Source organism: Nocardia sp. NPDC102475, assembly GCF_055584605.1.
Map to the genome: position 1 here is coordinate 168,752 of NZ_JBVJLS010000015.1, position 25,336 is coordinate 194,087.

Genomic DNA, 25,336 nt, shown 5'->3' on the forward strand with positions numbered 1-25,336 from the left:
AGGAGTCGTATGTACAACCTGATCGTCCTCGCCTCGCGTCCCGGCGATTGGACCCATGAGCAGTTCATCGAATGGTGGCGGGGTGAACACGCGGAGGTGACCTACCCGCTGCCGGGCCTGCTGCGCTGGCAGCACACCGAACTTCTCGAATCCTTCGACGAGAAGTCGTCCGGCTGGGACGGTCTGTCGATTCTGAGTTTCGAATCCCGCGAGGCGCTCGACGCCGCATTGGCGAGCCCGGAATGGAAGGCCGCCGTCGAAAACGTAGGCACCATGCGGGGACGTCGCATGATCTGGTACGGCGAGGAGCAGACAATGGTGCCGCTCGCCCCGGCGGCCGAATGAGCGCCGAATGGGCCGAACCCGGGTGTTATCCGATAACCGAAGGGATCCACCGCATCCCGCTGCAGATGCCGCAGGACGGCCTGCGCGCGGTCAACGTGTACGTGCTGGAATCCGACGACGGCCTCATACTCATCGATGGCGGCTGGCACCGGCCGGGCACCTACCAGGAACTCTCCGACGCATTGGCCCGAATCGGCCGGTCGGCAGCCGATATTCACGATGTCTTCGTCACCCATATCCACCGCGACCACTACACCTTCGCCATCGAACTGCGTCGTCGGCACGGCTGTCGAGTTCATCTCGGCGCCGATGAAGCCGGCGGACTCAACGCCATCCACCAACTGAACAGCAACATCCCCGACAGTTCGCTGCGAGAACTGCGGCGGGCCGGCGCGGACGATATCGCGCGACGAGCTCATGCGGCGGGCAGCGCCGAACCGTTCGACCTTGCCGACTGGGAACAGCCCGACCACTGGCTGCGACCGGGCGCGCTGACCATCGCCGGGCTCGATCTGCATGCGGTGGCCACGCCAGGACATACCAAGGGCCACATGATCTTTCAGGATCGCGAGCGGGGCCTGGTCTTCACCGGAGACCACGTCCTGCCCGCGATCACCCCATCCATCGGATTCGAATTGGGCCCATGGGAACTACCATTGGACAACTTTCTCCGGTCATTGGCGTTGCTGCAGCACGATGACGAGCAGAAGATGTTGCCCGCGCACGGTCCCACCGGAGGCAGCGTCGGGCAACGCGCGCGCGAACTTCTCGCCCATCACGACCACCGGTTCGAGCAAATCGTCACTGTCGTCGGCGATCTGGGGCCGTGCAGCGGCGTGGCGGTGGCCCGAGCGTTGACCTGGACGCGGCGCGAGCGCGCGTTCGGCACGCTCGACGACTTCAATCAGATGGTCGCGACGTGCGAGACGATGGCGCACCTCGACGTCCTGGTCGCCCGAAATGTGTTGTCCACGAAGGATGCGGACGGCGTTATGGCCTTCCGGGTGGCCGGTCAGGCGCAGGTCCAACCACCGTCGACATAGAGTTCGGTGCCGGTGATGAAGGTCGAATCATCACCCGCCAGGAATGCGACGGCGGCGGCGACCTCTTCGGCGCGACCGAGTCTGCCCATCGGCGTGTTCGCGACCATCGCCTGGTGTCGTTCGGTGCCCTCGTATCGTTCGAGCAGCTGTGACGTTTCGATGAACCCCGGATGGATCGAGTTGACTCGCACTCCCTTTGTCGCCCAATGCAATGCGGCGTTCTTCGTCATACTGCGCACGGCACCCTTCGCCGCCGCGTAGGCCACGCTGTTGCCTAGGCCGCCGACGGTACCGAGGATCGAGCAGATATTGACGATCGATCCGCCGCCGGTCCGCTCGATCAGCGCGCCCGCATACTTCATGCCCAGCCAGGTGCCGGTCTGACTCACCTCGATCACCCGGTTGTATCGATTCAAATCCTCATCGACTACCGACGCCAGGCTGCCGATGGCACCGTTGTTGACCACGGCATCCAGACCTGAGAAGCGTTCGGAGACCGCGGACACCACCTGCTGCCACTCGGCCTCTTGCGCGATGTCCAATCCCAGAACCTGATGCCGTTCACCGTGTTCCAGACCGGCGGTCAGCTTCTCGCACGCCTCGACGTCGACGTCGGTCACCACGACCGACGCCCCCTCGTCGGCCAAGCGGCGCACGATTTCGACTCCGATTCCCCCGGTCGAACCGGTCACCAACACGACCTTGCCGTCGAGCCTCGAAACACCGAGAGTCATTGCTGTGCAGTCCTTTCGAAGTCGGAGCTGGGCTCCGACGGTCAGAGCTTGCCGAGTACGTTGCGACCGCCGACCAACATGGCGAGTGCGACGCCGATCGTGGTGACCGCTGTCATGAGCAAGGCCATCGCCGCGACCAGCGGGTAGGAACCGTTCTGCCACATATCGAACAGCAGAGTCCCCATCACCTGGGTGGTCGACGCACGCACCAATAGCGATGCCGCGAATTCGTGCGTCAGTAGAATGAACATCAACGCGACCGCACTGAGGATGGTGGGACGCATCAACGGCAGCATGATCCGCGTGTTCGTGACGAATGGTGATGCTCCGCTGGTCGCCGACGCCTCGGTATACGTGTTGCCGAGAGACAGCATCGCGGTCATCTGCATGCGCGTCGCGAACGGCAACATCAGTACGACGTAAACGAGGACGATCACTGTTCGCGTGCCGTACAGAATCAGCGGCGGCTCGGTATAGGTGAGCAAGAAACCGACGCCGAAGATCACCGCCGGGATGCCGAGCGGCAATGCCGTGACGAAATCACCGATGAGCGCCAGTATTTTGTAGCGTCGGCCGCGTACCAACAGGTTGGCCATCACGTAGCCGATGGGTACGCAGATCACCACCGCGCCGAGCGATGTCAGCACACTGGTGATGACCGATTCGACGATCGCGTCCGTAGACGCCAACTCCCGGAAATTGTCGAGCGTGAACAGGTTCCACGACAGGGATCCCGACCAGTACCGCGTCGAGGACACGATGATCAACCCGACCAAGGGGATGACGAGGGCGAACAACGCGAAGCCGGCGATCGTCACCACGGCCCAGGTAGCGCGGCCGGTGGATGGCGCGAACGCCTTACCGCCGTGCGTAACGAAGCGAGTCTGGTTGCCCAGCAAGGCCTTCTGGATCAGCACCAAGATGAGCCCGAAGATCACCAGTGGCGAACCCGCCGCAGCGGCAGCGGCGAAGTCCGACGGTGATTCGGACACTCGACGGTACATCTCGGTGGTGAGCACCTTGACGCCACTGTTCTGGCCCAGCAGCAGTGGACCGGTGAATTGGCCGAGCCCGAGCAACAATGCGATTCCGCCGCCGTAGATCAGCGATGGGCGCAGCAATGGGAGCACCACCCGGAAGAACACCCCGAGCGTGGACGACCCGCTCACCTGTGCGGCCTCGAGATGTTCCGAGCTGATGTTCTGCATGCCCGCGCTGACGAAAAGGTAGACGAATGACGTCAGCCCGAACGCGGTGAGAATGATGATCCACGGAACGGTGTAGACGTCGATCGGTCCGGTATCTGATCCGCTCCACCACGGCAACTTCCTGAGCACCAGATTCAAGTAGCCGGGCCCCGGCGACAGCAGAAAGGCCCAGCCGACGACGTTGGCGACCGCAGGCATCACGATCGGCAGGATCGGAATGATCCGCAGGAAGCCGAGTCGGTCCGGCAGCCGGCTCGCCGCGAACGCCAGCACCGTTCCGAGCACCATCGCGATCACGAGCGATCCGAGGGCCAGAGCGATGGTGGTCCCGATCGTTTCCGCGATATCGAAGCGCCCGTATTGGTTTCGATAACCCTGCGCGCCGTTTTCGAAAGCCAGCGATTGCAGCCGGATCATCGGCAATACGACCAGATAGGCGAGAACTGCGAGTAAGGCCAGGTATCCGATTCTGGCCCGCAAGTGCGCGGGTATCGCAAGGGACCGGGTGGCGGTGACCGTGGCCATCACGACTGCCCTCCCACGCTCGCCGTCGCGAGCACCGGCATATCGGCGTGGGCACCGTCCGAGTGTGCGAATACACGCAAGCTCGCCGGGGAGAAACTGACGATCATGGGATCTCCGGGACGGCTTCGCCGCAAGGTGGCGCCATGGGCGGCCGCGTCGACCCGCATCGCGAGCTGTTCGCCACCTGTGCGAACGGTCACGTCGAAGTGGCGACCGCCGTATTCATATGCCACCAACTCGGCATGCAGTGCCACATCGCCCGGCGGCACTTCGTCGATCGACGAATGCACCACGACATCGTCGGGACGTAGCCGCGCGACTGCGGACGTGCCTTCATCGGCTCGTCCGCGCACCACCGCGCGCGTCAGGTCGATATCGTCACCGGCCGAGGTGATCCAACCACCGGGACCGCGGCGAAGTTCCAGCCGGTTGGCCATACCGATGAACGCGGCAACATACTCCGACACAGGATGCTCGAAAACCTGCTCGGGCGCATCGTACTGTTCGATCTTGCCTGCCTTCATAATGGCGACGCGGTCACCGAGGGCAAATGCCTCGGCTTGGTCGTGAGTGACGAAAACCGCTGTGAATCCGAGACTTCGATGCAGCTGATGGATTTGGGTACGAACCTGATCCCGCAATCTGGCATCCAGGTTGCTCAACGGTTCATCGAAGAGCACCAGATCGGGCCGGGCCACCAGACCACGGGCAACCGCGACGCGCTGTTGCTGTCCACCACTGAGCTGCGCCGGGTACCGGTCGAGCAGCTCTGTGCAATCGACCATGGCAGCGGCACTTTCGACGGCTCCGCCGGCGATCTCCTTCCGCAATTTGCGGACCTGCAGCGGATATCGAATGTTCTTGCGCACGGTCATATGTGGCCACAGCGCGTACGACTGGAACACCATTCCGATATTCCGTTTGTGGACAGGCACATTCAGCTTCGCCTCGGCGTCGAAGACGCGCCGGTCCTTGAAAGTGATCGAACCATCCTGGGGCGTCTCCAATCCGGCGAGGCAGCGCAGGGTGGTTGTCTTGCCGCAGCCACTCGGGCCGAGTAGTACGAGGAGTTCGCCTTCCTCGATCGCGAGGTCGAGCCGGTCGACGACGACATTCGATCCATAGGTCTTGGTGAGACCGGAAACTGTGAACTGCGAGCTCATCTCATGCCTTCTAGGTCTGCTTCTTTGGGGTGCGGACTCCGGCGGCGATGCCGCCATCGACCAGCAAGTCGATCCCGGTGACATAGCTGCTGTCGTCACCGGCAAGGAACAAGATCGCCTTCGCGACCTCCATCGGGCTGCCACGTCGCTTCATGGGGATGCTCTGCACATAGGCTTCGACATCGTCTGCGGCGAAGTCGGGAACCGCGGTGATCTCGGTGTCGATGCTGCCCGGGCACACCGTGTTGACACGGACCCCACGATCGGCCAGTTCCAGTGCCGCGACCTTGCTCAGGGCGCGGACACCGAATTTCGACGCGCCGTAGGCGCCGAGTTCGGCGGTCGCGAGCACTCCCCGCAGCGACGAGATGTTGATGACCGACCCACCCGCGACCATCGCCGCGGCGGCCGCTTGCAGTCCGAGGAATGTGCCGACCAGATTGAGGTCGATCATCCTGCGGAACTGCTGCAGCGTAGTTTGCGTCAGTGGCGCTTTCATCGCTGCTCCGGCGCTGTTCACCAGCACCTGGAGGGGGTGTCCCGCGCGATCCATATCGGAAGTGACCGCCTGCCAATCGGATTCGGCAGTCACATCGAGCCGACGGTAATGCGCTGTCGGCCCCAGTTCGTGTGCGCGGCGCTCCCCCGCCGCGTCGTCGACATCGGTGAGATACACCGTCGCGCCCTTGCTCGCGAACAGTTCGGCGGTGGCGCCGCCGATTCCGCCGGACGCACCGGTGACCAATACGTTGACTCCGCGCATCAATGCAGTACTCCCGTCCACTGTCAGCTCTGGAAAAGTTGTGACCACTCTTGGGAGTACTTCTCGATCTTCTCGGGTGTCAGATCACCGGTGTCCGGTGCGGCGATGTCCTGAGCTCGAGCTACCGCGCCGGGTACATCGGCCAACGCCGCCGCGTATCCCCCGTTGAGCGCTGCCTGTCCTTCACGGGTGACCATGAAATTCGCCAGTACCTGCGCGGCATTGGGATGCGGTGCCACACTCGTCACCTGGCTGTACCAGGGGGTGCCCCACGGCGAGGCCGGCAGAGCCCAATTGACCGGCGCCCCTGCGGCCACTTCGGTCACCAAAGGCTGAACCGAAGGCGTCACAACGATTTCACCGGAGGTCAGCGCCTGGGCGACACCCAGAGCGCTCGGGTAGATCCGTGGCTTCAGGGCGGCGAGTTGCTTCCAGTAGTCCTCGCCGTAGGTACGCGCGTAGTACCGGTACAGATCGACGTAGGAGGCGATGCCGGAAGGATTGACGATTCCGATCTTGCCCCGATAGGCGGGATTCACCACGTCTTGGGGAGATTTCAGGCCGTTAGGGACCGCACCGGTATTCCAGCCCAGCGCGAAAACTGCCGCGCTCGTCAGAAAGAACCGGTTGTTGAGCACACTCTTGTCCGGCTGATACTCGGGAGCCTTCAGATCCGGCCCGACCAGGTCGGTGGAGTACACCCCCGATTTCGCGCCATTGGTAATCCACGACGCATCGGTCAGCATGTGCACATCGGCGGTGCCCTTCCCGGTCTTCTTCTCGGTCTCTACCCGCGGATTGATGTCGGCATCGGTGCCGCGCACGAAGTCCAGCTTGATCCGCGGATACTTTGCCTGGAATGCGGTTTTCAGGGCTTCGAGGTTGGCCGGCTTCTGGCTCGAGTAGAGCATCACGGCGCCCTCCCCGTTGGCCGCGGCGACCACGTCCTCCCAGCTCCCATCGACGGGCTTCGAGGCGGACGAATTCCCGCCGCAGGCTGCCAGGCCGAATGTCGAGGCGACAATCGCGAGAGCCGCGACCGCCTTGGTCAGAGATTTCATGACGGGATCTATTTCCTTACCTGATCGAGAAGAGCGGCCAGATCGTTCGGGATCGAGACCATCGGCATATGGCCCGATTCGAGAAATCGGGTGCTTCCGCCGACGAGGTCGGCGGAACGCGATTGCAGATCCGGCGAATAGCACGCATCTTTGGTGAGGCGAACATAGGTTCGCGGTAGGTCGGCTGACAGGCCCGAAAGATCTACCGCTTCCTCGAGCAATGCCGCCGAATCATCGATGACCTGATCGGCAGTCCATTCCGTCTGCTCGGGTGACATGTCATTGCACAACATGGCAATCGCAGCAGAGCGGTCCTGGTGATAAACCCCGCCGACGATCGACTGCTTCACCGCGGCCTGGACAGCCGGATCGATCTGGTCGAGCACGCGTGTCCCGTGCGGCGGCACGACGGCGGACAGAAACACGACGTGCGCTATGCGACCCGCCAGCTCCGGTAGCACCCGCGGAACCGAAACTCCGGCGAACGAATGCGCGACCATCACGATGTCGGTGAGATCGGCCGCGTCCTCGACGATCGCCGCAGCACAGTCGTCGAGGGTTACGCCGCGGATGTCGCGGTTGGACCGCTTTCCGCGGCCGGGCAGATCGACGGCGATCGTCGGCCCAGCGAGCAACGGCAGCAAGTGATCCCAGCAGGAGGCGGCCATACCCGCTCCGTGCACGAGCAAAAATGACATCGAACCTCCGAAACTGAACTGATCTCAGTTTGAGAATCTATCCGCAGGCCCTTGTGGTGTCAATCACATGGAGTCAAACTCATGAAGTGAATCCAGTTCAAGAAGATCCTGTGCCCGCTCGCCGCCACGCATCCCAGCCCCTGCGGATCGGTGCAGTACGGCTGCGGAACCGTCTGGTCGCCACCGCGCACGGATCCGGGGTGGTCGTCGGCGGCATGGCACAGCCCGGCGACGCGGAGTACTGGCGACGCTGCGCCGCAGGCGGGGCAGCGATGGTGATCGCGGGTGGCACGGTCGTGAGTCCGGAGTCGGCGAATCGAATCGGCAATATCACCGAGGCATGGCGGCCCGAGGCGATCAGCGGGCTGCGGGCGCGCGCGACCGCGATCAGTAGCGAAGGTGCCGTTCCGGTATGCCAGCTCGTGCACCTCGGACGCGAAACACTCGGTGCCGAGATCTGGGAGCATCCGATCGCGCCGTCGAGCATCAGATCGCCGCGAGAGCCGGTGCGCGCCAGGACAATGACCGACGCCGACGTCGATCGAATGATCGCGAGTTTTGTCGTCAGTTCCCGCCATGCTGTCGAAGCGGGGTTCCCCGCGATCGAACTGCATGCAGCCCATGGCTATTTGCTTGCCCAATTCCTTTCGCCCTCTTCCAACGTCCGGGCCGAGTCCGGCACCGTTGCGGGGCGGGTGCGGGTTCTGCACCGGCTGCATGCCGAGATCAAGGCGTCTTGCCCGGAAGTGGCTCTCGGGGTGCGCGTTTCGATCGATGGTGCGGAGGAGGCTGGTCTAGACCTGGACGGACTGTGCGAGCTGATGCCCTTGCTCGACATATTCGACTATGTGAATGTGACCGCAGGGGTGCGCACGACATATGTGCGCGATATGGCGACCTCCGAGCCGCCGCTGCTTACGCATGTGCGGAGGCTGCGCGCGGCATCGGCGCGGCCGTTGCTGGTGTCGCAGGCGTTTCGCTCCAGGGCGGACATCGAATCCGCGTTGGCCGCCGGAGCCGATATGATCGGGCTCGCCCGGCCGCTCATCGCCGATCCGCAATTACCGCTGAAGTTTCTGCGGGGCAATGACTCTCAGATCCGGCCATGCGTTTCCTGCAATGAGGACTGCCGCGCATTCACTCCGGTCCTGCTCTGCTCGGTGAATCCGACCCTGGCCCCGCCTGGCCACGACGCCCGCCCGGCATCGCCGGTCCAGTTCGGCAGGGCAACGGCATCGTCGCGGCGAGTCGCGGTGGTGGGCGCCGGACCGGCAGGCCTGGAGGCCACACTCCAACTCACCGCGACGCACGACGTGACACTGTTCGAGGCGCACGAGCGGATCGGTGGGCAGCTGGCCGTGGCGGCGCAGGCGCCCAACCGGGCGGGCTGGTCGAAGTTACTGCGGTTCTACACAGACAATCTCGGCAACGCCGATGTGCGACTCGGACACTGCGTAACACCCCATGAACTGGGCGATTTCGATGAGGTCATCATCGCGACCGGCGCTACTGAGCTACCAACGCCCGGTGCGCTGTCCTCGACCGGCCTCATCGCCGATCGGCATGCGATATCACCTGGAGATCGGGTGGTCATCGCCGACGACGGCTTCGGCTCATGGCTTACCGTCGGCGCGCTGGAAGCCGCGCTGGCAGCAGGCGCCGCACAGGTGACCGTGGTGGTCCCAGGACCCGCATCTGCGGCCACCATCCCACCGGAGAGCCGGGTCCAACTGATGAACCGCCTCGCCGGCAGCCCGGTGGAGTTCGTCGTCGACGCGGCCGTGACAGAGATACGAACGAGCAGCGCAGGCACCGTAGCGTACTGCCGACATCTCCTGTCGGGCAGGACATTCGAGCTTGCGTGCGAACACGCTGTTGCCGTCGGAGAAAGAATCGCCTCTGACTGGCAGGACATCGAGCAGGCCCTTCCGCGAGCACGAGTGCAGGTGATCGGGGATGCGGTCGTGCCACGCCGGGTCTCGCACGCGGTGGCGGAGGGGTACGCCGCGGCGCAGGCGATCACGGACACGACTGTCCGATCGGGTTAGCCCGTATACCTACTCACGCCCCGCTCGGCGAGGGATCCGAGCGGGGCGCGGGCTTGACCGTTGCTTACTGTCGACTCGGCGAATTACTTCGGGGCCGGCATCGGCTGGTTGATGGTGGTGAAGTACTGGATCGCCGCACCGATCGCGACCGGCGCGGTCACCAGGATCTGACCGGCCAGGGTGCCGAGCGCGCCGACGGCGACGATGCCGCCCAGGCAACCGACGGCGGCGGCCGGAATGAACGGGCCGAACAAGCCGACGATGGTGGCCGCGGCGACCGTGGCTCCGGCGATGCCGCCGAGTACGCAGCCCGCCGCACCGCCGACCAGACCGCCGACCAGTGTGCCGATCGTGGCACCCGCGCTGATGGTGCTGGTCAGGCGCGCCCAGGCGGCCTGCTCACGGTCATACTGGGTCTTCCAAGGCGCCTGATCCTCATATGGCAACGCGACCGGCTTGTAGGTCGCGTGTGCCATGTCGAATTGGGGGCTCAGGGTCGCCGTGCGGTCGTTGATCTCCGCCGCGATCGGGAACTCGAAATCATCGACACGGAACCGCAATTCGGTACCGGCCAGGGTGGCGCCATCGGCCGCCTTGATCTTGAAGACACCGTCCTCGACAACCATCGCTCCCGCGCTGGTCGTGATGATTGTGGACCGGTCGGTCGCCGACGCCGTGAAATCGACGTCACCGTGGCCGGAGGCGGGCGCGGCATGGACTGTCCCGGCGGTGATACCGAGCCCGGTGGTGGCGAGCGCAGCCGTTACCGCGAACTTCTTGAATTTCATTGTGAATCCTCATCGATTCTTCATTTGTCGAAACAATTCGGCATCCCTACTGATTCTGAAATCAGGCAGTAATACCCGGACCGTGTCCGACCGGAACGCCGGACACGACTTCTTCGATCACGCGAAGCTCCTCTCGAAGGCAAGGTTCCTATCGCCGGCGCCCTGCCGAACCAAACTGAGTTGAACTCGGTTCAGGCATCACCGTACATGCATCGTGATCTGCTTCACAAGCAAATCCATACTTGAACTGACTTCAGTTTTAGAGTTAGGGTGACCAGCACGCTGGACAGCACCGCGACGCGTGAGGAGCATCGAATGCCGGAGATCCACACGGACGTACTTGTCATCGGCGGCGGGATGGCAGGGCTCACCGCGGCAGCCAGAGCACTGCATCTGGGCAATTCGGTGATCGTCGTCGAAAAGGCAACCGCGGTAGGCGGATCGGCGCAATTCGCGGGATACGCCTGGACGGCCCCCTCCCACGCGATCATGGACGAGGTCAACCCCCGCGGCGATATCGAGCTGCGCCGCGCACTCGTCGACGGGTTCGGCCCTGGTATCGCCTGGATCCGGTCGCTCGGCGTCCAATGCGCGGATGCGGTTACCGTCCTGCGCTACGGTTCCGGCCATCAATTCGACACCAACCGGTACATCGACGAATGCCGCCGTCGGATCCGCGCCGAGGGCGAGCTGCTCACAGAGACCGACACTCGGGCCCTGCTCACCGAGGACGGTTCCGTCGTCGGCGCTCGGGTACGACTTCCGGACGGTACCGACCGCGAGATTCGCGCTGGCGCAACGATACTCGCGACCGGCGGGTTCCAGGCGAATCCGGAGCTGGTCGACGAGTACATCCATCCCGCTGCGAGCGCCATGCAGTTGCGGTCCAATCCGACCAGCGTCGGAGACGGACTTCGGCTTGCCGAAGACGCCGGTGCCGCGACAGGCAGGAAACGCTCCGGTTTCTACGGCCACCTCATTCCCACGGGGGTAGAGTTCCGCGATCCGTCCGACTTCGTCGCGCTGTCGTTGTACTACAGCGAGCACGCCTTGCTGTTCAACCTCCACAATCGCCGGTTCACCGATGAAACCGTCGGCGACCACCTGACCGCCATGGAGTTGCTGGACCAACCCGAGTCCCGAGGACTACTCGTCGCCGACGAGCGGGTCTACCGCGACTGGATCACCGGAAGTTACGTCGAAGGTGCGCAGGCGCTCGACAAATTCGATCTGGCGCAACGCCGCGGCGGACGTTGTGGCGTTGCCGAAAGCCTGGACGACCTCGCATATCTGCCCGCCGAATGGGGCTACGACGGTGTCGACGTTGCCGCACAGATCCGTGCCGTAAATGACGCGGGCGCGAGCGCGCGGCCCGCACGCACCTACGACGCGCGACCGCTCCACCACGGCCCGTACTACGTCATCGAGGTATGCCCCGCCCTGACATTTCCGTTCCACGGCATTCGCATCGACCGGCACGGCAGGGTCTTCGCCGCGTGTGGCGGAACCATCAATGGACTCTTCGCGGCGGGCGCCGATACCGGCGGCCTCTACGACCGTGCGTACACCGGCGGAATCGCCGCCGCACTCGTATTCGGACTTGCCGCGGCAGACCGAGCGGCCGCCGACTGTGCCATCGCGGCTAACTGACCGCCGTCCGCACCCACGTCCAACGCGCCATGTCGAAACCGAGCGTCCAGAACCGCGCCCAACTCGTGGTAATCGCCTTCCAGTCGGGGCTGGTACGCGTCGAACCGCCCCGGCAGGACGGCACCCGCCACCCCTGAAGGCCGTCCGGCGATGCGGCACGATCAGGAGCTGTAACAGCCACGTCCACAACCACGTTCGACACCGGACTGTTCATTCGGCGTCACGCTGACGCGACCGCCCATACGACCGATCGAACCGGTTGCCCAACACCGTGTAAGCCGCCAACCACCCACTGCTGGCCGCGATCTCACACAGCGGGCCGGTCGCGACGAACAGGCACCTCAGATCGGGCAACCGACTCGTGTCACCTCGCCGAATCCGCTCGGAATGGTCGGTGAGATCGCCCACGAGCTCCGCCGCATCCGCATACCGAGATTGCCAGCTCATATCCTGTGGGCCGGCCTGCACGATCGCCATCACCTGATCGAGGATGTCGAGTATCTCCGTCGCCGCGGACTTCACCCCGCCAGCATGGCACGCCAGAATCCTCCGGAACCGATCATGCCTTTGGTGTGCATCGGCGGCAAGCGCTCTGCACCTCGCGACCCAACCGGCCCGAACCCTTGTCCACCGACATGGCCTGCCAACAAACGTGGATCCGACAGCACTGGCGCGCACTTTCCAGACATGATGAAACACAGCCCGTCCAGTATGGTGCGGACCGCGTGATGCGATCGGGTTCATTCGACGGTCATCTCGCCCATCTCCGACCAGCCGGTGGCCTCGATGGTCTGGCTGATGATCCGTGGGGTCGACTCGAGGGCCTGCGGCAACTCGTCCATCGCGGCCTCGAAGTGGGCACTGCCGACGTGGGCGGCACCCGCGGCCTGGTCGCGGAAGGCTTCCACGAGAACGAATTCGCTGGGGTCATCAACACTGCGGGACCACTCGAACCAGAGGTTGCCCGCCTCGGCGCGGGTGGCGGCGGTGAATCGAGTGACGAGATCGAGCCAGCGGTCGGTCCACTCGGGCTTGGTTTTGAACTTCACGACGATGAAGATCATTGCGCTCTCCTCGGTGAGTCGGGCTGACACGACATCGCCAACCCTGCGCGGGTTCGGGCGGTGCGCGTCGCGAACTACCCATTGTCGGACGGCTGGTGATGTTGCACGGCCGAACCAGGCAGGTAATCGGCACCGTCGAGCACAACTGAGCTGCGCACCCCCCAACTGCCCTCGGTCACAGCGGTGCCCAGCCACCGGCAGCGGCGGAAGTCCTGGGCCGCAGTCGATCTCGCCTGCTGGCCGCGCGATAAGCGGTGCTGTGTGCACTTGCGCTGACTGCAGCCGGGCATATGAATGGTTACACGGGCCGGGCAAGAAACGGCGCCTTGATCAGCCGGGGAGGGGCCGCGTCGCAGGCCGTCGACGAACGTGACCGTCTCGTCGAGCGGCGCTCGGCCTGTACGGGCGTCACTTACGGTGACGTCCTCGAACCCGATGGACATGCCGCAGAAGACTAATTCTCTGACTACGAGATGCGCCATTCCGCCGTGTACCGAGTCGATGATCCGGTCAACACGTAGACTTCGCGCACTAGCCGAACTATCCGGCCCGGGCCACAGCGCGGCAGGCTACCGCAACACAATTGGTGCGCTTTCTTATCACAGGAGCTGGGATGGGACTGCGGATTCTTCTACTGTGCAGCACTGACAACGGGCTGTGCCGTCGCGCGCGGCTCGTCCTGCAACGCAGCGGGAACACAGTGCGCACCGCGACGGTCGCTGACAGCGACGACATCGGAGAAGTCGTCGCGAAAACCGACTTCGACCTCATCATCTGCCCGTACCTGACCGCACGCATACCCGACTGGGTAACTCGCCGCTGGTGGCCGAAAGTGGTCGTCATCCATCCGGGACCGGTCGGCGACCGAGGCCCCAGCAGCCTGGACTGGGCCATCACTGATCAGGAACCCGTGTGGGGCGTGATCGCGGTGACAGCCACCGATGTCATGGACGCTGGGCCACTCTGGGCCGCACGAACTGTCGCGCTCCCACAAGGCCAGAGAAAGTCCGACATCTATCGCTCGATCATCTCCGATGCCGCTGTTCAATGCATCGTGGAGGTCGCCGACAAAGCCGCCGACCCCACGTACCGGCCCACCGACCAAGCTGACGCGCATCGCCCGATCGCGCACGCACGAACCCGGCCGAGGATGCGTCAGTCCGACCGCGCGTTCGATTGGCGAGACGATTCCGAGCTGATTCGGCGACGCATCCTCGCCGCCGATGGATCTCCCGGAGTGCGTTCACACATCGCTGATCGCTCGGTATATCTCTACGACGCCCATCCAGGACACAGGGACGTCCTCGCATCAGCGGGAACGGTGGTCGGACGACGACATCACGCGGTGGAAATCGCATGCGGCGACGGCAAGAGTATCTGGATAGGGCACCTGCGAGTCGACCTCGGCGACCGCTGGTCGTGTAAAGCACCCGCTGTCTCGGTCCTGGACCGAGCCGGGGTCTCGGCCCGCTCACTTTCGCCCATTGCGGGACAGGCTCCGGCGTCAGCCACACCAGAAGTATTCGAAGACATCGCCTACCGATCGATCGACGAACAGGTCGGTGAGCTCACCTTCCGCACTTACAACGGCGCAATGTCCACAGATCTGTGTCGACGGCTGGCGCGTGCGATCCGCGCCGTGTCGCTGCGCGACGGTCGCGTACTGGTGGTGCGCGGTGAGACCGGGAAGACGTTCAGCAACGGACTACACCTCGGCGCCATCGAGTGCGCCGATAACCCCGCCAATGCGGCTTGGCAAAACATCGTCGCCCTCAACGAAGTGTGCAAGGAACTTCTGCTGTGCCCCAAGCTGACCCTCGTCGCCATCACCGGATCCTGCGGTGCGGGCGGTGCGGTGATGACGCAAGCCGGCGACGTCGTCGTCGCGATCGGTCGTGCCGTCCTCGACGTGCATTACGCCACGATGGGATTGCGTGGTTCCGAACTGCACTCACTCACGTTGCCACGACGTGTGGGAGCGGCCACAGCACACCGCCTGCTCACCGAATGCGAGCCCGTCGACACGACACAGGCGCTGGATATCGGTCTGGTCGACCACGTTGGCCCCGATATCGAGTTCGACCTCTGGCTCAACGAGCTAGCCCACGAATACGCGCTGCCGGAACTGTGGGAGAAGACCATCCGCCGCAAGCACGCACACCTTGCCCGCGATCTCGGACACCGACCACTGGAGGTCTACGAGTGTCGGGAACTGGCGGAGATGGCGGCAAACCTGTTCGACGACTCGCTCGGCTTCGCCGCGAAGAGGCGGGCATTCATGCAGAAAGCCTCTCCGCGACCCTCGACAGGGCAAGGCGCGCTCGGCATGAGCAAGACCTCATGAACTCCCGTCGCCATTGACCGGAATGATTCCGACGTTTGTCTCACGGATCGGTTCATTTCCTACGCCATCGTTGATCCACCGCCCGGCGGTCCAGCCATGGCGGTGGAGCGATGCTGGTGTTTTCACCGTGGTCCGCGATAGGCGGGGACGGGTGCTGACGGCGACGGTAGCGGGGTCCCCGAACCAGCATCCGGGGATTTTATAGGACTAGACTTAGAGAAAAGTTCGTTCGTTCCTGGGAGCTCGATATGGGAACACGCGGATACGTCGGCCCCATCCTGGCCGCCACCTTGATCGCCTTGGGACCGAACGCAGTTGCGCCCAGCACAGCCGCAGCCGCCGGTCCGCAACCGGAGGCGACCTTCGCCGAGATGATCGCCCGCGAAGCCTGGTTCGTGACGTCCGGGCAGGACCCCGCTCAATCGCCGCCCGGGGTGAATGTGCCATGCACACCGTCGCCGACCCATCCGCAGCCGGTGGTGCTCGTGCACGGCTTCCCCGCCAATCAGTACAACGGTTTCGCGCACATCGGGCCGAAACTGGCGAATGCCGGGTACTGCGTGTACTCCCTGAATTACGGCGGGACCAACGCCTTCGACGGCGGCATCGCCGGGGTGTCGGTGTCGGTGCCGCAGGTATCGGCCTTCATCGACAGGGTGCGTGCCGAAACCGGCGCCGCCGAGGTCGACCTCGTCGGGCATTCCGGTGGCGCGTTCGTCTCGCTCTACCTCGCCAAGACCGACCCCGCGGCGGCTGAGGAGATCGGCGCGGTCGTCGCCTTGGCACCCCCCACGAACGGAATCACCGGAGGACTGGTCGCCGACGCGACAAGGCTCGGGCTACGGGGGCTGGTCGCGGGGATATGCGGGATCTGCGAGGACGTCTCACCCGGCTCGGCCGCGATGGCCCGACTGCACGACGGCCCGATCGCCCGGACCGGCATCCGCTACACCACCATCGTGTCGGCGCACGACTCAATGGTGTCCCCGCCCTCCACCGCGGCCATAGACGAGCCCAGCGTCACCGACATCGTCGTCCAGGACCAGTGCCCGGACGACCTGGTCGGGCACAGCGGCCTAGCATACGACCCCAGCGTGGACTCGATAATCCTGAACGCGCTCGATCCGGGGCAGCCGGTGCCGGTGGAGTGTGGAAGCGGGCCGCAGTTCTGAGAGACGGATGTTCGTCATCCAGTTCGAGGGATTCGACGGCCGGTTCGAGACCCTGGTCCGGAAGCCCACGATCGCGGCCGGTGGCATTCGGCAAGGATCGAGTGCACGCGCGATGACAGATGCCTGCTGCGCTCCGACCACGCGGCGCTGACCAAAATGGCAACAGCGAGTGGATCATTCGGGTTGACAGCACTCTCGATCGGACGACCGAGCGCTCGTCTGCGGCAGAGCATGTCAGGCGACTTCGCGGCGGCTGTCCGTTCCGAGCGCTTGCTCCCGCAGCGTCTGCAGAGTCTTGGTGAGAATGCGGGAAACCTGCATCTGGGACACGCCGAGGCGCGCGGCGATCTGGCTTTGAGTCTTGGATTCGAAGAAACGCATGATCAGCACCCGACGCTGGGCGTCGGGAAGCGCAGCGATCAACGGACGCACCGACATCGCGTCTTCCAACAATCGGTAGCACGGCTCAACGGCGCCGAGAGTGTCGATGACCGAGAGGCGAGTGCCTTCGTCGTTATCGCCCACACCGATGTCGAGCGAGTTGGTCTGGTAGGCATTGGCCGCGACCAGCGCCTGAGTGACCTCCCCGAGTTCGAGATCGAGCTCAGCGGCGATCTCCCGCGCGGTCGGCATTCGGCTGAGCCGCTGCGCCAGCGTCTCCACGGTCGGCCGAATCAGCGCCTGTAGTTCTTTGGCCCGGCGCGGGACACGCAGCGCCCAGGTGTGGTCGCGGAAGTGGCGACGCACCTCGCCCATGACGGTCGGCACCGCGAACGACAGGAACGAACAGCCTCGCGTGACGTCGAAGCGATCCACCGCCTGCACCAGCCCTAGCCGAGCGATCTGCTGCAAATCGTCGAATTCCGTACCGCGGCCCGCGAACTTGCGAGCGATGTGGTCGGCCAAGGGCAGACACCGACGCACGATCTCCTCACGCACGACCTGCCGATGAGCGTCCCCAGGCTCCAACGCAGCCAGCTTCTCGAACCATGGCTCGATGTCGTCGTAGCTGTCTCCGGCACTGGCGGCCGGTCGGGCTCCTTCGCTTGGAAATGTCGTTCTACTCATCCGAGTCTCCCTCACTTCATATGAAGTTCGATGTCAGTCGGGTACCCCAGTTGTCGTAATCGAAACGTGACCAAAGGGCGCCAACCGCCGCAGCACGCGGTAGCCGAACATCACGATGAGCTGTTCGCGTCGCACCGTCCATACGAGCCGGCCCCGTGCGACCATTGCTTCGTGGTTGACGGTGGGGCACACCATGATTCCGCGTGCGACGATGACGTCGACAAGGCCGAGACCGAGGTCGTGCCAGCGATCTTGATCGACACGATCGAGAACGGTTATGCCACGGTACTGCGGTGGTCCTCGTCGAAATCCATTGCGGCGAAAGAGAGTGTGCACTCGCGCGGCGTGTAGTCGCCCATCAGCGCCTTCATCCTGAAGCGCATATTCCAGTCGGCCTCGTCGTGCGGTCCGCGCTATCGCCCGTAGGGATTGTCGAGGACGGTCGGAGTGTCGGCGACTTCTGATACGCGTCCCGGGTAATTCGGTCCGGCGGTGTAGAAGCGTGCTCGAGTGCGACCGACCGGCTCCAACACCCCGAGCGCAACGAGATCGCGCAGATCGCGTTGCGCCTGTTGCACACTCAGGCCTTCTGCTTGTTCGTAGCGGGTTCGGCGGACCCGGCCCGACATGGCGACATCATGCAATGCGCTGACAACTCTTTCGTCCAGGCGGATGCCCGCGACGTACTCCTCGAGCAGCGCCCATACCGTGCCGGACCGTACCCAGCGAGGGCGCACCGTTTGCGCCTGCTGGTGGCAGGCGGTCAGATTGAACCGAATCCATTCCGACACATCCTGATCCGGCTGATAGGTGCTACCCCGTCGGCCGAGGACCTGGTAGTACTCCCAGGTGTTACCAGGTCTGCCGAGCCGAGCCTCGATGGACGAAAACTCCGGTGCCAGAACACCTTCCCGCGCGATCATCAGTGTTGCAGCGATCGCGACATGCGTCCGTTGCCATCGGCCCACGGGTGGATGGACACGAGGTGCGGATGCGCCATCGCCGCGCGCACCAGCGGGTGTGTGCCGCTATCGGCGTTGAGCCACCTTCCGTTGCGGCGTACAGCAATTCGTCCTCGTGGAGCTCGCGGCCAGTTCGACCTGGACGGAACGCACTTCGGCTACGCCACAGCCCACGCATACGCTGACCACCACTTGAACAGTCGCGCATATGAGGACTGTTGCCATGCCGGATTGTAAATTTCGGAGGCAGGCGGTTACCTACATTGCGGGTAGCTGGTCGCCTTGTACGACTTCGATGTCGAGGTCGAGTTTGACGGTGGTGCCGACGGCGGCCACTCCCGCGCGCACGACGGCGTTGTAGTCGATCGCGAAATCATTGCGGTGCAACAGTGTTTCGGCGTGGAACGCGGCACGCACACCACCCCACGGATCCGCTCCGAACCCACCGTAGGTCACGTCGAGATCGACCGAGCGACGCTGCCCGTGCAGGGTCAGCTCGCCCGGCATCACCCAGGTGTCAGCACCGGTGCGACGCAACCCGCTGCCGGTGAAAGTGATCAGCGGATAGGTGTCGACGTCCAAGAAATCCGGGGAACGCAGGTGATCGTCACGCATCGAGATACCGGTATCGATTTCCGCCGCCTTGATCTCCGCGTGCCCGGTGGACCGCTCGAACGGCTCAGCGATATCGAGTCGCCCACTGACCTCCGCGAATCGGGCCTTGATACTCGCGATACCCAGATGACGCACGGTTGCGATCACCGTCGAATGCACCGGATCGATCGTCCACGGGCCCGGCGGCGGCGACGCCACCGCCCCCACGACCGGCACCAACACCACCTCACCGAGCACACCTGTCCCCACCGCAGAGATCTGCACGGTCCGCGCCACCGGTTCGAACCCGACAGCGGTGAGCACCGCGGTATGAACACCCGCTGGCAACAACTCGGTGCCCACCGCCCCGGTCTCGTCGACGGACGCACGGGCGATCTGGCGACCCCGCATATCCGTCACCGTCAACACCGCATCCGGTACCGGCCATCCCTGTGCAGTGCACACACGACCGGTCAACCCACTCATCAGCGATCCTCGGGCTCGTAGCCGAGCCGCACGTCGTAGGCGACCTCGCCACCGGACACAGTGACCTGCCCGGTCACCGGCGGATAGCCACGCGCAACCACGGTGTACTGCCCTTCGTGCAGATCGTTCACGACATAGCGGCCGTTCTCGTCGGTGCGTGCCGTCGCGGTCACCTCCCCCGCCGCGTCGAGCACACTGACCAGCACATCGGGCACCGCCCGGCCGCCGTCGGTCGACGCGGATCCGGCAAGTACCGCCATCGCGGCCAGCTCGATGTCATGGCGCAACACACCGCTGTCCGGCACCGTCAGTGTGGTGGCGCTGGGACGCATATGCTCGGCGACCGCGACCAAGGTATAGACACCGGACACCACGCCGTGACACACGTAGCTGCCGTCGCCGCCTGTGACAGCCGCTCCGACCACCTCACCACGCACATCGGTCAACGTGACGGTCGCACCCGACAACGGCACACCGTGGCCGGCGGAACGGACCACACCTGACAACTCACCCGAACCCACCAAGGTCACATCCAGGCGCTGGGGTCGCTGACCGACCGACACATTGACCGCGGCCGGCTGGTGTCCCATCGCCGACACGATCAACACATAGCCACCGGTCTCCGGCGCGGTGATCGCATACCCGCCATCAGCGGCAGTGCTCGCCCGCGCGACCTGACGGCCACCGTGATCGATCAACGTCAACACCGCACCCGGCACCGGATGACCGTCCTCACGATGGACACGACCGCCCAACGCCCCACCGGCCAAGTCCGACTCGGACGAGCCGCCGGTCGACAGACCGGTCTGTGACGACGCAAGGACCCGGTACACACGACCGTTCTGTTCTACCGGCGCATGCCCGGTGACCGACGCGGCCGGCACCGGTTCGGACTCGGGGAACTCCCGCTCGGCGCTTTCCCAGGGTTGGGTTTCGTCCCAGCTCGACTCCGCGAATGCCTCGAGTTCGGCATCCAGTGCCGCCATGTCGTCCGCGGTGGTTGGATCGTCTTGCGACGCAGACTTTTTCGTGGTCGGGTCGAGGGTCGGATCGATGTCGATCGTGCGGCGCAGTGGACGGTTCGGAAGCAGGATGGTGGCGATGAGGGCGACGACCGTCGCGGCGGCGGCGATGAGGAAGATCCGGCCGGTCGCGTCACCGTAGGCGGCGCGCACGATGGTGGCGATGGGGCCGGGGAGGGCATGGAGATCGAGGTTGCCGCTGCCCGATGAGGTGGTCTGTATACCGAGCTTGGCAAACCCTTGCTTGGACAGGTCGCTGACCTGGGTTGCCAGTACCGAACCCAGGACCGAGACGCCGATCGCGCCGCCGAAGGTGCGGAAGAAGGCGACGCTGCTCGATGCCGCGCCGATATTGTGCACGCTCACGGTGTTCTGCACGGCCAGCACCAGGTTCTGCATCATCATGCCGACGCCGAGCCCGACCACGGCGATGTAGATCCCGACCAGCCACAGGTTGGTCGCGTGGTCGATCGTGGACAGCAACCCGAACCCGACCACCAGCAGCGCACCGCCGCTGACGACGAAGCTCTTCCACTTGCCGAACCGGGTGATCAGCTGGCCGGAGCCGACCGACGCGGTCAGCATGCCCGCTACCAGCGGGATGGTCAGCACACCCGCGACGGTCGGGGAGTAGCCGCGCGCGGTCTGGAAGTACTGACCGAGGAAGGTGGTCGCGCCGAACATACCGACACCGACCGCGATCGAGGCGATGATCGCCAGACCCGTGGTGCGTTCGGTGACGATGGGCAACGGGATGATCGGTGACTTGGCGCGGGACTCGACCCACACGGTCGCGATCAGCAACACCACACCCGCACCGACATAGAGCGCCGACTCCGCGGAGATCCAGGCGTAGTAGTTCGCCTTCCCCGCGAAGGACACCCAGATCAGCAGCACCGAAACACCGGCGGTCAGCAGCCCCGCACCGAGCCAGTCGATCGACACCTGCGCCTTGCGCTCGGTGGGCAGCCGCAACGTCGCCTGCAACAGCACCAGCGCGATCACCGCGATGGGCACACACACGAAAAAGCACCACCGCCAGCCCAGCGGGCTGTCGACGATGACGCCACCGAGGATCGGACCACCCGACATCGACACCGCCATCACCGCACCCATATAGCCCGAGTACCGGCCGCGTTCGCGCGGCGCGACGATGGAACCGATGATCGCCACGACCAGAGCGGTCAACCCACCCATACCGACACCCTGGATGACACGCGCGGCCAACAGCACCGCCACGGTGTGGGCGAATCCGGCGAGGATCGACCCGGCGACGAAGATGACGATCGCCGATTGGACCAGCAGCTTCTTATTGAACAGATCGGCGAACTTACCCCAGATCGGGGTGGACGCGGCATTGGCCAGCAGCGCCGTGGTGATAACCCAGGCATACGCGGTCTGCGACCCCTGCAGATCACCGATGATCGTCGGCAGCGCCGTCGAGACGATCGTGGTGCTCAGCAGCGCCGTGAACAACGCGGCCAGCAACCCGGTCAGGGCTTCCAGGATTTGACGATGGGTCATCGCGTCCGGATCACGCCGCGTCTGCGCATCGACTGAATTAGACATCCACTTCCTGACTCTCCGTCGAAACCGGCTCGCGCTCGCCCATCACGGTGTGATGCGCAACCGCGGCCAGTGAATTTCTGAGCTTCTGAACAACCATGGCGGCCTGCTCGGCCTCGTCCTCGCTCCAATCGGCCAGGGCAGCCTGCAATCCCCGTGCCCGCGACACTCGGACGCGTCGCAGCAGATCGCGTCCCTGGTCGGTGATTTGGATGAGGGTGGCCCGGCCGTCGCTGGGATCGGCATGGCGGGCAATGTCGCCGGAGCTCACCAGCTCAGCGACATGCCTGCTCAGCGTCGATGGGGTGATGCACAAATCCACGGCCAGATCCACCTGCCGGCACGCCCCCTTGGCCTCGAGGGAGCCCAGCACGCCCACTCCCCCTGGCAGCAGGTGCCCTTCCTCCGGATGCGAGAGGGCAGCGCGGATCGCCCGACCCATGAAATAGAGCTCCTTTATCAGGCTCTGAGCCGTATCGGGTGACACTGCCATGCCCACTCCCAGCATGAGATTAGTTGTTTGTGCTACGCAACCATATATCGATTACTTGCGCTAAGCAACTAGCTGGGCGCGGCGAGTCGGCAGGGGCAACACGCCCGCACTGACCGCACGAAGGAAGACACCCCAACCGCTCTCTCATCCCACGAGAAGGCCCTCGCGATCATCGACTCCCATGGCGAATAGCCCTCCAGCGGCCATATGCCTTGTGGGCGAAGATATTTGACGCCTGGCGTCAGGGGATCGTGACCGTGCGCTGCACCTGGCGACGCAGTTGCCGCAGTCGACAAGGCAGCAGAAAGACCCGCTCATGGGGGCGACAGCCATGGAAACGCTGGCCTGGATTGTCGGCCCCTGCGGAACCGACCGCACGAGAGCAGGAGGTGGCCGACCATGTCGCCGACGGCCTGACACAGGTTCTAGTTTTCTGGATGGGTCTCGATATTGCACGCCACGCACCTGGGCCGGGCGATACCGCCGGAGCTGATCGCGTCGGAGGTCGACATGATCGCGGACGGCATCGCGCGGTCATGATGTGACGCTTCGGTTCACGCCGTGGGCGCGACGCCGTGCCGTTCAGAATGGCCGCGAAGCAGCTTCCTCGCGGGCAACGAGCGACAGCCGAGCACCGCAGATCTGCACCCGCAGGCCAGCGGATCGGGCGAGAACGAGACCGACCAGTGCCGCCGCCGCTGCGGAGACCGCCCCACAGGCGAAAAACCCGAACCGGGGGCCGAACCGTTCGGTGACCCAGCCCACGATCGGGCCGCCGATCGGGGTGCCTCCGGTGAACACCATCATGTACAGCGACATCACCCGGCCCCGCATGGCCGGGTCCGTCTCGAGCTGCACCATCGAGTTGCCCGAAGTGTTGAAGGTGAGGCCGAGTAGACCGACCACCGTGAGCATGGCCGTGAAAAGCCAGTAGTCCGGGGCGAAGGCGGTGACCGCCTCCAGCACTCCGAAACCGATCGCGGTGGCGACCAGCATCCGCATCCGCACCCGTCCGCGGCGGCTCGCCAGGAGCGCGCCGACGAGCGATCCCGCGGCCAGTGCGGTGTTGAGCAGGCCGTATTTTCCGGCGTCGACATCGAAGACGTGGTAGGCGTAACCCGACAGCACGGTCGGAAAGTTGTAGCCGAAGGTTCCGATGAAGCCCACCAACACGATCGGCCAGAGCAATTGCGGATGCGCACGCACGTAGCGAAGACCTTCGCGCAGCTGACCTTTCCGTCTCGGCAAGCGCGGCACCGGCGTCAACTCTGTTCGTCGCATCGCCAGTAGGCCGCCGATAACGGCCGCGAAGGAGCAGGCGTTGATCACGAAGGCCCAGCCGGATCCGACCGCGGCGATCAGGGCACCGGCGATCGCCGGCCCGACCAGCCGAGCGGCCTGGAAGTTGGCGGAATTGAGGCTGACAGCGTTGCGCAGCCGTTGGCGGCCGACGATTTCCGGGACGAACGACTGCCGCGTCGGGTTGTCGACCACGGTCACCATGCCCAGAAGCAGCGCCAGCAGGTACACGTGCCAGACCTCGACCCTGCCGGTCAGCGTCAGGACGGCGAGTATCGCGGCGAGCAGTCCCATCGTGGCTTGGGTGATGACCAGGAGGCCCCGCTTGGGGAAGCGGTCGGCGATGACGCCGCCGTAGAGACCGAACAGCAGCATCGGCAGAAACTGCATGGCAGTGGTGATTCCGACGGCGAACGAGCTGCCGGTGAGACCGAGTACCAGCCAGTCCTGGGCGATCCGCTGCATCCAGGTGCCGGTATTCGAAACCACTTGGCCGGCAAAGTAATAGCGGTAATTGGGGACGGTCAGGGAGGCGAACATTCCACCCGTGCGATGTGGCTGCTCCGATGCCGGGTCCACCAGATCGGGCCGGACTGAATCGGTGACGCCGGTGTTCTCGTAGTCGTCGGTGCGGGTCGCGGTCAAGACTGCCTTTCCTGCTGTTCAGCTCCTTGTTCGGTGGACAAGCAACATTCGGTTGCTACGGATGGGCCTGAGAAGCGGATGCGGCGCGGCGCCCGTGTGAACGATAGTGCGCGGCCAGCCCGGCGACGAACTCTGCAGTGACCACACGGGCCGACAGGGTTCCGGTCTGCCGCGCCACACTGCTTAGCCTATCTAATTAATAATAGGCGCTGAGCACCCAGCGAGCTCGGTGATCTTGCCGACTGGTTGACTAGAGATCCACCGGGCACGCCTGAAGGTCTCCGAGACAGAGCGGGTGCTACCGAGCCACAGGGTCAGCTCATGCTGGCGCCGTTGGAAGACAAAGGCGTACATGAAGTCCATCATGTTCGAACTCGACGCCAAAATCCGCCTCGAAGGTCGTTGTCACTGCCCGCGCACCCGCCGCACTCAGCGCGCAGCCCGACCATCAACCACCTCGAGGCGATGTCACCGACCGAAGCCCTCGCTCGCCCACGGGAACTCACTGTCAGCTGATCAGACCTCACAGTGCCTGCCCGCCCGACGGTGGGTGCGCGCGGTCTAGCAGGATGACTGCGAGCAAACCGAATACTGA

General features: G+C 64.5%; 23 protein-coding genes and 2 pseudogenes. 7 read left to right on the plus strand and 18 right to left on the minus strand.

The genetic code is table 11. The features are described 5' to 3' along the window. Positions 1 to 9: 9 nt before the first annotated feature. On the plus strand, positions 10 to 345 hold the full coding sequence (locus ACZ60G_RS26460) for an EthD domain-containing protein (protein WP_465813262.1): 336 nt from the start codon (positions 10 to 12) through the stop codon (positions 343 to 345). Continuing rightward, positions 342 to 1,388, plus strand: coding sequence for an MBL fold metallo-hydrolase (locus ACZ60G_RS26465; protein WP_465813264.1), 1,047 nt, complete (start codon positions 342 to 344; stop codon positions 1,386 to 1,388). Before ACZ60G_RS26460 ends, ACZ60G_RS26465 begins: the two co-directional genes overlap by 4 nt. On the opposite strand, the gene ACZ60G_RS26470 is transcribed toward ACZ60G_RS26465, so the two are convergent. The 6 genes from ACZ60G_RS26470 to ACZ60G_RS26495 are packed head-to-tail and all read right to left on the minus strand — an operon-like array spanning position 1,358 to position 7,540. Then, positions 1,358 to 2,122, minus strand: coding sequence for an SDR family NAD(P)-dependent oxidoreductase (locus tag ACZ60G_RS26470; RefSeq protein ID WP_465813266.1), 765 nt, complete (start codon positions 2,120 to 2,122; stop codon positions 1,358 to 1,360). The genes ACZ60G_RS26465 and ACZ60G_RS26470 overlap by 31 nt on opposite strands. A gap of 41 nt (positions 2,123 to 2,163) precedes the next feature. Next, positions 2,164 to 3,855 (minus strand): ABC transporter permease, encoded by a 1,692-nt coding sequence (locus tag ACZ60G_RS26475; RefSeq protein WP_465813388.1) that lies wholly within the window; start codon positions 3,853 to 3,855, stop codon positions 2,164 to 2,166. Then, complete coding sequence (locus ACZ60G_RS26480) at positions 3,855 to 5,018, minus strand: ABC transporter ATP-binding protein (RefSeq protein ID WP_465813268.1); 1,164 nt, start codon at positions 5,016 to 5,018, stop codon at positions 3,855 to 3,857. The genes ACZ60G_RS26475 and ACZ60G_RS26480 overlap by 1 nt, the downstream gene beginning before the upstream one ends. A 10-nt stretch (positions 5,019 to 5,028) precedes the next feature. Next, a complete protein-coding gene (locus ACZ60G_RS26485) occupies positions 5,029 to 5,781 on the minus strand; it encodes an SDR family NAD(P)-dependent oxidoreductase (RefSeq protein WP_465813271.1) in 753 nt (250 codons plus the stop codon). Positions 5,782 to 5,804: 23 nt separating this feature from the next. Beyond that, on the minus strand, positions 5,805 to 6,842 hold the full coding sequence (locus ACZ60G_RS26490; RefSeq protein WP_465813273.1) for an ABC transporter substrate-binding protein: 1,038 nt from the start codon (positions 6,840 to 6,842) through the stop codon (positions 5,805 to 5,807). A gap of 8 nt (positions 6,843 to 6,850) precedes the next feature. Next, on the minus strand, positions 6,851 to 7,540 hold the full coding sequence (locus tag ACZ60G_RS26495; protein WP_465813275.1) for an alpha/beta fold hydrolase: 690 nt from the start codon (positions 7,538 to 7,540) through the stop codon (positions 6,851 to 6,853). An 86-nt stretch (positions 7,541 to 7,626) separates the two neighbouring features. Between ACZ60G_RS26495 and ACZ60G_RS26500 the strand changes: the two genes are divergently transcribed. Further along, positions 7,627 to 9,588, plus strand: a complete 1,962-nt coding sequence (locus ACZ60G_RS26500; RefSeq protein WP_465813277.1) for an oxidoreductase — start codon at positions 7,627 to 7,629, stop codon at positions 9,586 to 9,588. A gap of 83 nt (positions 9,589 to 9,671) precedes the next feature. Here the strand turns inward: ACZ60G_RS26500 and ACZ60G_RS26505 are convergent, their stop codons facing one another. Further along, positions 9,672 to 10,376 carry a DUF8020 domain-containing protein gene (locus tag ACZ60G_RS26505; RefSeq protein ID WP_465813279.1) on the minus strand — a complete coding sequence of 235 codons (705 nt, stop codon included), beginning with the start codon at positions 10,374 to 10,376 and terminating at the stop codon, positions 9,672 to 9,674. A 315-nt stretch (positions 10,377 to 10,691) separates the two neighbouring features. On the opposite strand from ACZ60G_RS26505, the gene ACZ60G_RS26510 reads away from it, so the two are divergent. Beyond that, complete coding sequence (locus ACZ60G_RS26510) at positions 10,692 to 12,026, plus strand: FAD-dependent oxidoreductase (protein WP_465813281.1); 1,335 nt, start codon at positions 10,692 to 10,694, stop codon at positions 12,024 to 12,026. Positions 12,027 to 12,236: 210 nt separating this feature from the next. Here the strand turns inward: ACZ60G_RS26510 and ACZ60G_RS26515 are convergent, their stop codons facing one another. The 3 genes and pseudogenes from ACZ60G_RS26515 to ACZ60G_RS26525 all read right to left on the minus strand — a co-directional run. Further along, positions 12,237 to 12,548, minus strand: a complete 312-nt coding sequence (locus ACZ60G_RS26515; protein WP_465813283.1) for a hypothetical protein — start codon at positions 12,546 to 12,548, stop codon at positions 12,237 to 12,239. 218 nt (positions 12,549 to 12,766) lie between these two features. Next, positions 12,767 to 13,090, minus strand: a complete 324-nt coding sequence (locus ACZ60G_RS26520; RefSeq protein ID WP_465813285.1) for a putative quinol monooxygenase — start codon at positions 13,088 to 13,090, stop codon at positions 12,767 to 12,769. 362 nt (positions 13,091 to 13,452) lie between these two features. Next, a pseudogene (locus tag ACZ60G_RS26525) lies at positions 13,453 to 13,548 on the minus strand (nitroreductase); the annotation flags it as partial. Between the two features lie 155 nt (positions 13,549 to 13,703). Here ACZ60G_RS26525 and ACZ60G_RS26530 point away from each other — a divergent pair. Then, positions 13,704 to 15,434, plus strand: coding sequence for an enoyl-CoA hydratase-related protein (locus ACZ60G_RS26530; RefSeq protein ID WP_465813287.1), 1,731 nt, complete (start codon positions 13,704 to 13,706; stop codon positions 15,432 to 15,434). A gap of 248 nt (positions 15,435 to 15,682) precedes the next feature. Beyond that, positions 15,683 to 16,606: an esterase/lipase family protein gene (locus ACZ60G_RS26535; RefSeq protein ID WP_465813289.1), complete on the plus strand. Its 924-nt coding sequence runs from the start codon at positions 15,683 to 15,685 to the stop codon at positions 16,604 to 16,606. Between the two features lie 234 nt (positions 16,607 to 16,840). Here the strand turns inward: ACZ60G_RS26535 and ACZ60G_RS26540 are convergent, their stop codons facing one another. Further along, on the minus strand, positions 16,841 to 17,674 hold the full coding sequence (locus ACZ60G_RS26540; protein WP_465813291.1) for an RNA polymerase sigma factor SigF: 834 nt from the start codon (positions 17,672 to 17,674) through the stop codon (positions 16,841 to 16,843). Between the two features lie 171 nt (positions 17,675 to 17,845). Between ACZ60G_RS26540 and ACZ60G_RS26545 the strand changes: the two genes are divergently transcribed. Then, entirely contained in the window at positions 17,846 to 18,025 is a 180-nt protein-coding gene (locus ACZ60G_RS26545) for a hypothetical protein (RefSeq protein ID WP_465813293.1), read from the plus strand. 62 nt (positions 18,026 to 18,087) lie between these two features. On the opposite strand, the gene ACZ60G_RS26550 is transcribed toward ACZ60G_RS26545, so the two are convergent. The 7 genes and pseudogenes from ACZ60G_RS26550 to ACZ60G_RS26580 all read right to left on the minus strand — a co-directional run bounded on the left by ACZ60G_RS26550 (position 18,088) and on the right by ACZ60G_RS26580 (position 24,741). Continuing rightward, positions 18,088 to 18,597, minus strand: coding sequence for a Fic family protein (locus ACZ60G_RS26550; protein WP_465813295.1), 510 nt, complete (start codon positions 18,595 to 18,597; stop codon positions 18,088 to 18,090). Then, entirely contained in the window at positions 18,597 to 18,674 is a 78-nt protein-coding gene (locus tag ACZ60G_RS26555) for a Fic family protein (protein ID WP_465813390.1), read from the minus strand. Before ACZ60G_RS26555 ends, ACZ60G_RS26550 begins: the two co-directional genes overlap by 1 nt. A 220-nt stretch (positions 18,675 to 18,894) precedes the next feature. Next, positions 18,895 to 19,716, minus strand: a complete 822-nt coding sequence (locus ACZ60G_RS26560) for a YceI family protein (protein ID WP_465813297.1) — start codon at positions 19,714 to 19,716, stop codon at positions 18,895 to 18,897. Then, positions 19,716 to 20,702, minus strand: coding sequence for an MSCRAMM family protein (locus ACZ60G_RS26565; RefSeq protein ID WP_465813392.1), 987 nt, complete (start codon positions 20,700 to 20,702; stop codon positions 19,716 to 19,718). Before ACZ60G_RS26565 ends, ACZ60G_RS26560 begins: the two co-directional genes overlap by 1 nt. A 48-nt stretch (positions 20,703 to 20,750) precedes the next feature. Continuing rightward, a pseudogene (locus ACZ60G_RS26570) lies at positions 20,751 to 22,262 on the minus strand (MFS transporter); the annotation flags it as partial. 37 nt (positions 22,263 to 22,299) lie between these two features. After that, positions 22,300 to 22,797 (minus strand): MarR family winged helix-turn-helix transcriptional regulator, encoded by a 498-nt coding sequence (locus ACZ60G_RS26575; protein ID WP_465813299.1) that lies wholly within the window; start codon positions 22,795 to 22,797, stop codon positions 22,300 to 22,302. Between the two features lie 582 nt (positions 22,798 to 23,379). Beyond that, positions 23,380 to 24,741, minus strand: coding sequence for an MFS transporter (locus ACZ60G_RS26580; protein WP_465813301.1), 1,362 nt, complete (start codon positions 24,739 to 24,741; stop codon positions 23,380 to 23,382). Positions 24,742 to 25,336 lie beyond the last annotated feature (595 nt).

Bases quoted from the DNA above. Each gene is read 5' to 3' on its own strand.
- ACZ60G_RS26460 (WP_465813262.1), top strand. From the start codon at position 10: ATGTACAACCTGATCGTCCTCGCCTCGCGTCCCGGCGATTGGACCCAT.
- ACZ60G_RS26465 (WP_465813264.1), top strand. From the start codon at position 342: ATGAGCGCCGAATGGGCCGAACCCGGGTGTTATCCGATAACCGAAGGG.
- ACZ60G_RS26470 (WP_465813266.1), bottom strand. From the start codon at position 2,122: ATGACTCTCGGTGTTTCGAGGCTCGACGGCAAGGTCGTGTTGGTGACC.
- ACZ60G_RS26475 (WP_465813388.1), bottom strand. From the start codon at position 3,855: ATGGCCACGGTCACCGCCACCCGGTCCCTTGCGATACCCGCGCACTTG.
- ACZ60G_RS26480 (WP_465813268.1), bottom strand. From the start codon at position 5,018: ATGAGCTCGCAGTTCACAGTTTCCGGTCTCACCAAGACCTATGGATCG.
- ACZ60G_RS26485 (WP_465813271.1), bottom strand. From the start codon at position 5,781: ATGCGCGGAGTCAACGTATTGGTCACCGGTGCGTCCGGCGGAATCGGC.
- ACZ60G_RS26490 (WP_465813273.1), bottom strand. From the start codon at position 6,842: ATGAAATCTCTGACCAAGGCGGTCGCGGCTCTCGCGATTGTCGCCTCG.
- ACZ60G_RS26495 (WP_465813275.1), bottom strand. From the start codon at position 7,540: ATGTCATTTTTGCTCGTGCACGGAGCGGGTATGGCCGCCTCCTGCTGG.
- ACZ60G_RS26505 (WP_465813279.1), bottom strand. From the start codon at position 10,376: ATGAAATTCAAGAAGTTCGCGGTAACGGCTGCGCTCGCCACCACCGGG.
- ACZ60G_RS26510 (WP_465813281.1), top strand. From the start codon at position 10,692: ATGCCGGAGATCCACACGGACGTACTTGTCATCGGCGGCGGGATGGCA.
- ACZ60G_RS26520 (WP_465813285.1), bottom strand. From the start codon at position 13,090: ATGATCTTCATCGTCGTGAAGTTCAAAACCAAGCCCGAGTGGACCGAC.
- ACZ60G_RS26530 (WP_465813287.1), top strand. From the start codon at position 13,704: ATGGGACTGCGGATTCTTCTACTGTGCAGCACTGACAACGGGCTGTGC.
- ACZ60G_RS26535 (WP_465813289.1), top strand. From the start codon at position 15,683: ATGGGAACACGCGGATACGTCGGCCCCATCCTGGCCGCCACCTTGATC.
- ACZ60G_RS26540 (WP_465813291.1), bottom strand. From the start codon at position 17,674: ATGAGTAGAACGACATTTCCAAGCGAAGGAGCCCGACCGGCCGCCAGT.
- ACZ60G_RS26550 (WP_465813295.1), bottom strand. From the start codon at position 18,597: ATGATCGCGCGGGAAGGTGTTCTGGCACCGGAGTTTTCGTCCATCGAG.
- ACZ60G_RS26555 (WP_465813390.1), bottom strand. From the start codon at position 18,674: ATGGCGCATCCGCACCTCGTGTCCATCCACCCGTGGGCCGATGGCAAC.
- ACZ60G_RS26560 (WP_465813297.1), bottom strand. From the start codon at position 19,716: ATGAGTGGGTTGACCGGTCGTGTGTGCACTGCACAGGGATGGCCGGTA.
- ACZ60G_RS26565 (WP_465813392.1), bottom strand. From the start codon at position 20,702: ATGGCGGCACTGGATGCCGAACTCGAGGCATTCGCGGAGTCGAGCTGG.
- ACZ60G_RS26575 (WP_465813299.1), bottom strand. From the start codon at position 22,797: ATGGCAGTGTCACCCGATACGGCTCAGAGCCTGATAAAGGAGCTCTAT.